At 60.0% G+C, this 6,857-nt stretch carries 9 protein-coding genes; 1 reads left to right on the forward strand and 8 read right to left on the reverse strand.

All coding sequences use genetic code 11. The features are described from left to right. The 7 genes from GEU01_RS18665 to GEU01_RS18695 all read right to left on the reverse strand — a co-directional run. A partial coding sequence (locus tag GEU01_RS18665; protein ID WP_019087064.1) for a helix-turn-helix domain-containing protein occupies positions 1-314 on the reverse strand: 314 nt, incomplete at its 3' end. A gap of 773 nt (positions 315-1,087) precedes the next feature. Beyond that, entirely contained in the window at positions 1,088-2,167 is a 1,080-nt protein-coding gene (locus GEU01_RS18670; RefSeq protein ID WP_019087280.1) for an ArsO family NAD(P)H-dependent flavin-containing monooxygenase, read from the reverse strand. An 8-nt stretch (positions 2,168-2,175) separates the two neighbouring features. Next, positions 2,176-2,874: an arsenical resistance protein ArsH gene (gene arsH / locus GEU01_RS18675; RefSeq protein ID WP_025440028.1), complete on the reverse strand. Its 699-nt coding sequence runs from the start codon at positions 2,872-2,874 to the stop codon at positions 2,176-2,178. Positions 2,875-2,897: 23 nt separating this feature from the next. Beyond that, a complete protein-coding gene (locus GEU01_RS18680) occupies positions 2,898-4,193 on the reverse strand; it encodes an arsenic transporter (protein WP_019087282.1) in 1,296 nt (431 codons plus the stop codon). Next, the gene (arsC, locus tag GEU01_RS18685) at positions 4,193-4,615 is read right to left on the reverse strand and encodes an arsenate reductase (glutaredoxin) (RefSeq protein WP_019087283.1); all 423 of its coding nucleotides are present in this window, start codon (positions 4,613-4,615) and stop codon (positions 4,193-4,195) included. The genes GEU01_RS18680 and arsC overlap by 1 nt, the downstream gene beginning before the upstream one ends. Then, positions 4,612-4,965, reverse strand: coding sequence for an ArsR/SmtB family transcription factor (locus tag GEU01_RS18690; protein WP_019087284.1), 354 nt, complete (start codon positions 4,963-4,965; stop codon positions 4,612-4,614). The genes arsC and GEU01_RS18690 overlap by 4 nt, the downstream gene beginning before the upstream one ends. Before the next feature lie 77 nt (positions 4,966-5,042). Continuing rightward, positions 5,043-5,738, reverse strand: coding sequence for a VIT1/CCC1 transporter family protein (locus GEU01_RS18695; RefSeq protein ID WP_026018874.1), 696 nt, complete (start codon positions 5,736-5,738; stop codon positions 5,043-5,045). Positions 5,739-5,934: 196 nt separating this feature from the next. Here GEU01_RS18695 and GEU01_RS18700 point away from each other — a divergent pair, with 196 nt between their 5' ends. Further along, on the forward strand, positions 5,935-6,498 hold the full coding sequence (locus GEU01_RS18700) for a cytochrome b (RefSeq protein ID WP_042710956.1): 564 nt from the start codon (positions 5,935-5,937) through the stop codon (positions 6,496-6,498). Here the strand turns inward: GEU01_RS18700 and GEU01_RS24945 are convergent. Further along, positions 6,489-6,857: IS4 family transposase (locus tag GEU01_RS24945; protein WP_269719726.1), on the reverse strand; the 369-nt coding region annotated here is incomplete at its 5' end. The genes GEU01_RS18700 and GEU01_RS24945 overlap by 10 nt on opposite strands.

The raw sequence follows: 6,857 nt of genomic DNA on the forward strand, positions 1-6,857 counted from the left end.
CGCTGCCGATCGGGCCCGGCCTCGACCAGCGCCTTCAGTTCGGCCTGCTGTGCCCCGTTCAAACGGCAGGCTGGTCCCGGATGCTGATAATCGCGCAGGCCATCCGGCCCTTCAGCATTGAAGCGGTGGACCCAGTCCCGCAGCGTCTGGCGGTCCATGCCGCCCACGCGGGCCGCATCCGTCCGGCTCGCCCCGTCACGGATTGCTGCCAGGGCCAGAAGCCGGCGCGCAGCGTTCGCCTGCCGGCTACGCGCCGCAAGTCGCCTCAGATCAGAGGCCGAATAGTCATCCCGTAGCTTCACCGCCCTCGTCATCAGCCAGATCCTCCCGCATCAAGAGAATCAGAGCCAGCGCCGTTTGTCACTTCACACACGAGTCAGTGGCTACGTCCTTTGGTATAAGTTATTGGCGCCCGGATTAGCTTCACGGTATCCATTGAGCAAGCCAGTGATTGTCGCCTCTGTCCGGACTCTACCTTTGCGCGAGGGAACTTTCGAGAAAGCATCAATCAGTCCTTTCTCTAGAGCTTGCGCCAGTCGGACATCGTAATCATCCAATTTCTCGTCTGTCATCATGGTCTTTCTAAATAAAGGAACCGAGCGGGTAGTCGCTTGATCGGAATGTTGTCAATCTCTGGAGAGGGCCTGGAACGAGATTGAAGGATCGTCAGAACCTCGGAACGATAAACAGTTTAAGGCCAAAGCCACTTCAGGCTTGCGCGCGTCGGGCAATAGCGTGGAAACGGCTCCCCTTTACCGAATGGTGCATGAGACCATCGGCGACCATATCGCATCACGGTGGTAATTGGCGGTGTTTGGCAGACCAAGTGGGTTTCGAACACCTATACCGAATCGATCGGTAGGCTTTTAACCGCTTCGTAAGAATATAGAGAATTCCGGAAAGTGTCTTGAAAGGACAGGAATAGGATGAAAGCCTCCGCGAGGACCATCCACTTAAATGGCTGGTTTTACCGATCGTTCTAGGCAAAGCCGACGTTCCGTTTACCCCCGCTAGTCCGCCTGTCTGCTCAGTGATGTAGGAGCAGACAGGCGGCAGTCGCCGTCATGTCGGTCGTAAAGAGAGTCGCTCAAGGTTTTGGTAAGCGGACATCCTGTGTCGGCGACGCAAGCCAGTCCGTGAGTTGCCGGATCATGGATCGCGCGACACGGCCCGCCCCCAGGAGGGTTGCGGATGCGGGACCGCACCCGGAGCCATATCCCAGCAGCCACAGGCGTGGCTCCCTGATGGCCTGCTGCCCGTTCACGTGGATCAGCCCGTCCGGCTCGATCACGTCGAGTGGTGCAAATGCAGAGAGCGCGGGACGGAAGCCTGTACACCAGATGATCGCGTCAATGGCTTCTTCCTGTCCGCCGGGCCAGACGACGCCCGTAGCCGTCATGCGCACGAACGGGCGCACCGCGTGGAAGACACCGCGCTCCCGGGCGGCCCGTACGGGCGGCACCATGACGATATCGCCAAAGCCTCCTGTCGGCATGGCGCCGGCGTTGCCCAAAACACGTGCGGTCGCCCGTTCGAACAGAACCCGTCCGTCCACATCGTCGGGCAGGAATACCGGGGCATGCAGCGTCACCCACGTTGCGTTCGCGAGCAGTGACACTTCCGCCAGGATCTGCGCCCCGGAGTTACCGCCACCGACCACGAGCACGCGCCGACCGGCAAAAGGTGCGGGGATCTGATAGTGCGCGGAATGGATCTGCGTCCCGCCGAAGAGGTCACGCCCCGCGACATCGGGAACAAAGGGGGCTGACCACGTACCGGTCGCCCCGATAACCGCACGGCCAAGAAAATCACCCGCGCTGGTTCTGACAGTCAGAAGTTTTCCGTTCGCGCGCTCCACACACTCGACCATGACCGGACGGCGGATCGGCGGCGCATAGCGCGCCTCGTAGCGGTGCAGATAGTCCAACACCTCGTCACGGGTCGGATAGCCGCCATCCGGCGTGTCTGGCATCGGCCAGCCGGGCAGCGAACTGTAGGACGCGGGTGAAAACAGATGCAGGGAGTCCCAGCCATGCACCCATGCACCACCCGCCTGCGTCCCGTTATCAAGAATGACGTAACGCAGTCCGGTCCGTCGTAGAAAATACGACGCGGCGAGGGCCGCCTGACCGCCTCCCACGATCACAACATCGAACTGTTCCGCCATTGCCCGGCTCACAGACTTTCCGGGAGACGGAATTCCGCCTTGCGTTCGCTGTAGCGATCAACGAGGTAGTCGGCCCGGTCGCGCAGCAGCCATGTGAACTTCATCAGCTCCTCCATGACATCTACCATCCGGTCATAGAGGGGGGATGGCTTCATCCGGTCATCGTCACCGAACTGGGTATAGGCCATCGGCACGCTGGACTGATTGGGGACGGTGAACATCCGCATCCACCGGCCCAGCACCCGTAGGGCATTGACGGAATTGAAGCTCTGCGATCCGCCCGAAACCTGCATGACCGCCAGCGTGCGGCCCTGCGTCGGGCGGATCGAGCCTTCGGTCAGGGGCAACCAGTCGATCTGGTTCTTGAACACGGCAGTGATGTTGCCGTGCCGTTCGGGGCTGCACCAGACCTGGCCTTCAGACCAGATCGAGAGTTCCCGCAGTTCCCGCACCTTCGAATGACTTGCGGGCACGGAATCCGCTACCGGCAGGCCGGTCGGGTCGAACACCCGTGTCTCGGCCCCCAGCACCTTCAGGATGCGTTCTGCCTCAAGCACCAGCAACCGGCTGAAGGATCGGGGGCGTAAAGAGCCATAGAGCAGAAGGATACGCGGCGGATGGTCCACACGCGGTTGCGGTTCCAGCCGCGCGAGATCGACCTGTTCAAGATATTCGGGGTGAAGGGCCGGCAAGTCAGGTTCAGTCATTGTGATATCGGTCCATTCATGCATTACGGCTGGCTGATTAGAGGCAGCCACAGGGCCAGCGCCAGGAGTGTGACCAGCAGGACGGGAGGTGTGATCACCAGACCCACCTTCATATATTGCCCCCACGTGACCCGATGGTTCCTGGACGCCAGCACATGCAGCCAGAGCAGTGTCGCGAGACTGCCGATCGGCGTGAATTTCGGCCCGAGGTCGCAGCCGATGATGTTGGCATAGACCATCAGGTCGCGTGTCAGCGGCGTGATGTCGTGCGCCTGCTGGATCGCCAGTGCCCCGACCAGCACACTCGGCATATTGTTCATGATGGACGACAGAACAGCCGCCAGAAAGCCGGCGCCGATGGTGGCGATGAACGGCCCCTGATGGCCAAGCCAGACCAGTGCGGTCGCAAGGTAGTCGGTCAGCCCGGCATTGCGCAGGCCATACACCACCAGATACATGCCCAGCGAGAAGATCACGATCTGCCATGGTGCGCCCATCAGCACCTTGCGAACAGGGATCACCCGGCCATATCCGGCGACGAGCAACAGGGTTCCGGCGGCCAGACAGGCTACAACACAGACCGGGATATGAAACGGCGCTGTCAGGAAATAGGCCGCCAGAACGAGGACCAGCAGCGGAAATGCCGCCCGAAATACATGGTGGTCACGAATTGCCGCAGCGGGTGCTGGCAGTTCGGCGACGGGATAGGTCGCAGGCACCTGCCGCCGGTACCACAGCCAAAGCACAGCCAGCGTCGCGCCCAGCGCCACCAGATCGACGGGGACCATGATCGCGGCATAGCGATCAAACGCAATGCCAAAGAAATTGGCGCTGACGATGTTCACCAGGTTGGAAATGACAAGCGGCAGGCTGGTGGTATCCGCGACGAACCCAGTGGCGATAATAAAGGCCAGCGCCGCGCCATGGCTCAGGCGCAGTTGCGTCAGGATAGCGATGACAATGGGCGTCAGCAGCAGCGCCGCGCCGTCATTGGCGAAAACCGCTGCAATGGCCGCTCCCAGCACCACGATCAGCGGGAATAGCGTCCGGCCTCGCCCTTTGCCCCAGCGTACGACGTGCAGGGCGGCCCAATGGAAGAACCCTGCCTCATCCAGCAACAGCGAGATGACGATCAGCGCGATAAAGGTGAAGGTCGCGTCCCAGACGATGTGCCAGACGACAGGAATGTCATGCCAGTGGATCACGCCAGCCGCCAAGGCCACGGCGGCACCTGCCATTGCGCTCCAGCCGATGCCCAGCCCCCGAGGCTGCCAGATGACAAAAACCAGCGTGACAACGAAAAGCAGAAGAGCCAGCATCAGGAGATCCGCTTTCCGGATTCATCGACGATCTTCTCGCCGTCCTCTTTGACGAAAGCGCCCCGCTGCGGGTTGGGCAGGATTTCCAGAGCCGCCTCGGACGGACGGCAGAGCGCAACACCGAGGGGGGTGACGACGATCGGCCGGTTCATCAGGATCGGGTGTGCGATCATGGCGTCGATCAGCGTATCGTCCGTCAGGGTCGGATTATCAAGGCCGAGTTCGTGGAAGAGCGTGCCCTTTTCCCGCAGGACCGAGCGTACCGGAACCCCCATACGGGTGATCAGTTCGATTAGTTCAGCCCGGTTCGGCGGTGCTTTCAGATATTCGATGATCCGGGGCTCCTCGCCGCTGTTGCGGATCAGAGCCAGTACGTTGCGCGACGTGCCGCAGGCCGGATTGTGGTAGATTGTGATGGTCATGAGCAGGATTCCGGGGACGAACAGCAGGAGGACAGGGTCGCGATCAGGGGCGCGCAGAGTTCGGGACTGCCCGCGCAGCAATCCCTGACAAGGAAAAGCAGCAGGTCACGCAGGCGCGGAAGACAGGCGCGATAGACGATCAGCCGACTATCGCGTTGCGAGGTCAGCAGGCCGGCACGGGTCAGGGTGGCGAGGTGAGCCGAGATCGTGTTCTGTGGGACATCGAGATGCCGCGCGACGTCTCCGGCAGGCAACCCGTCCGGCTCATGGCGTACCAGCAGACGAAAGATCTCCAGCCGCGTAGGTTGCGACAGGGCGGTCAGGGTCACGAGGGCAGATTTTGTATCCATAAATCGACGATCATGGATGTATTGGATGAAGTCAAGGCTACCCAGGACGTATCTCGGTCAGAACCTGGAGAGCGGTGTCACACACCGAACAGGCGGCCGATCCCGCCCGTGACGATCATCGCAACAACACCCCAGAACGTCACGCGCAGTGCTGGACGCAAAGGCGCCGCACCGCCGGCAATCGCGCCAACGACGCCCAGAACAGCGAGAACCACGACGGACGTCAGGGACACGCCCCAGGATACCCACGCCACGGGGGTCAGAACCGCCGCGAGCACGGGCAGCAAGGCTCCGGATGAAAAGGCGGTTGCCGAGGCGAATGCCGCCTGTATGGGTCGTGCCGCCGTGGCTTCGGACAGACCCAGTTCATCCCTTGCATGGGCACCGAGCGCATCATGCTTCATGAGGGCAACGGCGACCTTGCGCGAGAGGTCTTTATCCAGCCCTCTCTTCTGATAAATCCCGGCCAGTTCGGTGACTTCGCCCTCCCAGTCCGTGACCAGTTCCTGTTTCTCGCGGGCGATGTCGGCGTGTTCGGAATCGGCCTGGGAACTGACCGAGACATACTCGCCCGCCGCCATGGACAGGGCGCCCGCGACAAGCGCGGACAGTCCCGCGACGAGAATGCTGCCGCGTGTCGCATGAGAACTGGCAACGCCGACGATGAGGCTGCCGGTCGACAGCGTTCCGTCATTGGCGCCGAGAACAGCCGCACGCAGCCATCCCAGTTTCTCGACGGCATGACGTTCGGCCAAAGGATGGAGACGCGACATAAGATGACCTGCTGCTTCTGGTGAATACAAATAAAGATTAAGATGCATCATTTGCCGCGACAACAGATATTTCATTCTGATATTGCGAGTTATTTTCAATATTATTTATGGTTTAGGAAAATCTGTTCTGTTCAGAATCCTGTCAGGTAAGCATGATACGGAAGTGGATTCAGGGTTCTTTTTTGCCGAGACGTATATGCCTTATTCAACGCCGGACATCACGGATAGCCTGCTGCGTTACGACAGGCCGACGATCATCCTTCACTGGATGACGGCCTTTCTGGTGCTGCTTCAGTTTGCTCTTGGCGAAACCTGGAACTGGCCAACAAAACCCGTCCATCATCTGATGGTGGTCGCGCATCTGACAGCCGGCATCCTGCTGACCGCAATTATGGTGTTCCGCATTGTCTGGCGTCTGACGAAAGGCCGGCATCTGTCGGACCTTCTCGTGCCTGTGGACCGGGTATTCGCCCTTGGAGCAGAGTACACGCTCTATGTGCTGCTTCTGGCGGAAATCTTGCTGGGCTATCTCTGGCGATGGGGTGCCGGGCAGACGATGAGTTTTTTCGGCCTCCTGATTCCATCCCCGTTCGCGCGGTTCCCGGCGGAAACCGTGACGTGGTTTCAGACGCTACATTACTGGAACGCCTGGTTGATTATGGGTCTTGCGACAGGCCATGGCGCGGCGGCGCTTTTTCATCAGTTTGTCCTGAAAGACAAAGTGCTTGGACGCATGCTGCCGACTTGCAGTTACCCATAAATTTTTTCTTCTGTAATTTGATAGGAGAGAGCACCTGTAACGATATCTGCCAGGCGAGACATTCCTCTCCAGATAACAGTTGTTCCGGGCGGAGCATCGGAAGCGCGATCAAGGTAACCACCCAGTCTGGCGACTGCCCGGATGTAAAAATCCAGGTCTGGTGAAGTGCTGAGTTTGCGTATGGGTGTGAACTGTTCGAGTATTTGGCGTTCCACATCTGTAAAAACGGTAGAAGGCGACGTCCCTGGTAATTCACGCCTGAGCATTGTTATCCATGAGATACGCCAGGCCACCACGCAGCATAAGGCGATACAGTTTGCGAGCCGGCCTGCGGTCGTTAGGCGGAGCTCTTCAAGCTT

It is taken from the genome of Komagataeibacter europaeus LMG 18890 (assembly GCF_000285295.1).
Lineage (GTDB): Bacteria > Pseudomonadota > Alphaproteobacteria > Acetobacterales > Acetobacteraceae > Komagataeibacter > Komagataeibacter europaeus.

What these genes read in the sequence shown, in the direction of transcription:
- GEU01_RS18670 (WP_019087280.1), bottom strand. Translation starts at nt 2,167, where the DNA reads ATGGCGGAACAGTTCGATGTTGTGATCGTGGGAGGCGGTCAGGCGGCC.
- arsH (WP_025440028.1), bottom strand. Translation starts at nt 2,874, where the DNA reads ATGACTGAACCTGACTTGCCGGCCCTTCACCCCGAATATCTTGAACAG.
- GEU01_RS18680 (WP_019087282.1), bottom strand. Translation starts at nt 4,193, where the DNA reads ATGCTGGCTCTTCTGCTTTTCGTTGTCACGCTGGTTTTTGTCATCTGG.
- arsC (WP_019087283.1), bottom strand. Translation starts at nt 4,615, where the DNA reads ATGACCATCACAATCTACCACAATCCGGCCTGCGGCACGTCGCGCAAC.
- GEU01_RS18690 (WP_019087284.1), bottom strand. Translation starts at nt 4,965, where the DNA reads ATGGATACAAAATCTGCCCTCGTGACCCTGACCGCCCTGTCGCAACCT.
- GEU01_RS18695 (WP_026018874.1), bottom strand. Translation starts at nt 5,738, where the DNA reads ATGTCGCGTCTCCATCCTTTGGCCGAACGTCATGCCGTCGAGAAACTG.
- GEU01_RS18700 (WP_042710956.1), top strand. Translation starts at nt 5,935, where the DNA reads ATGCCTTATTCAACGCCGGACATCACGGATAGCCTGCTGCGTTACGAC.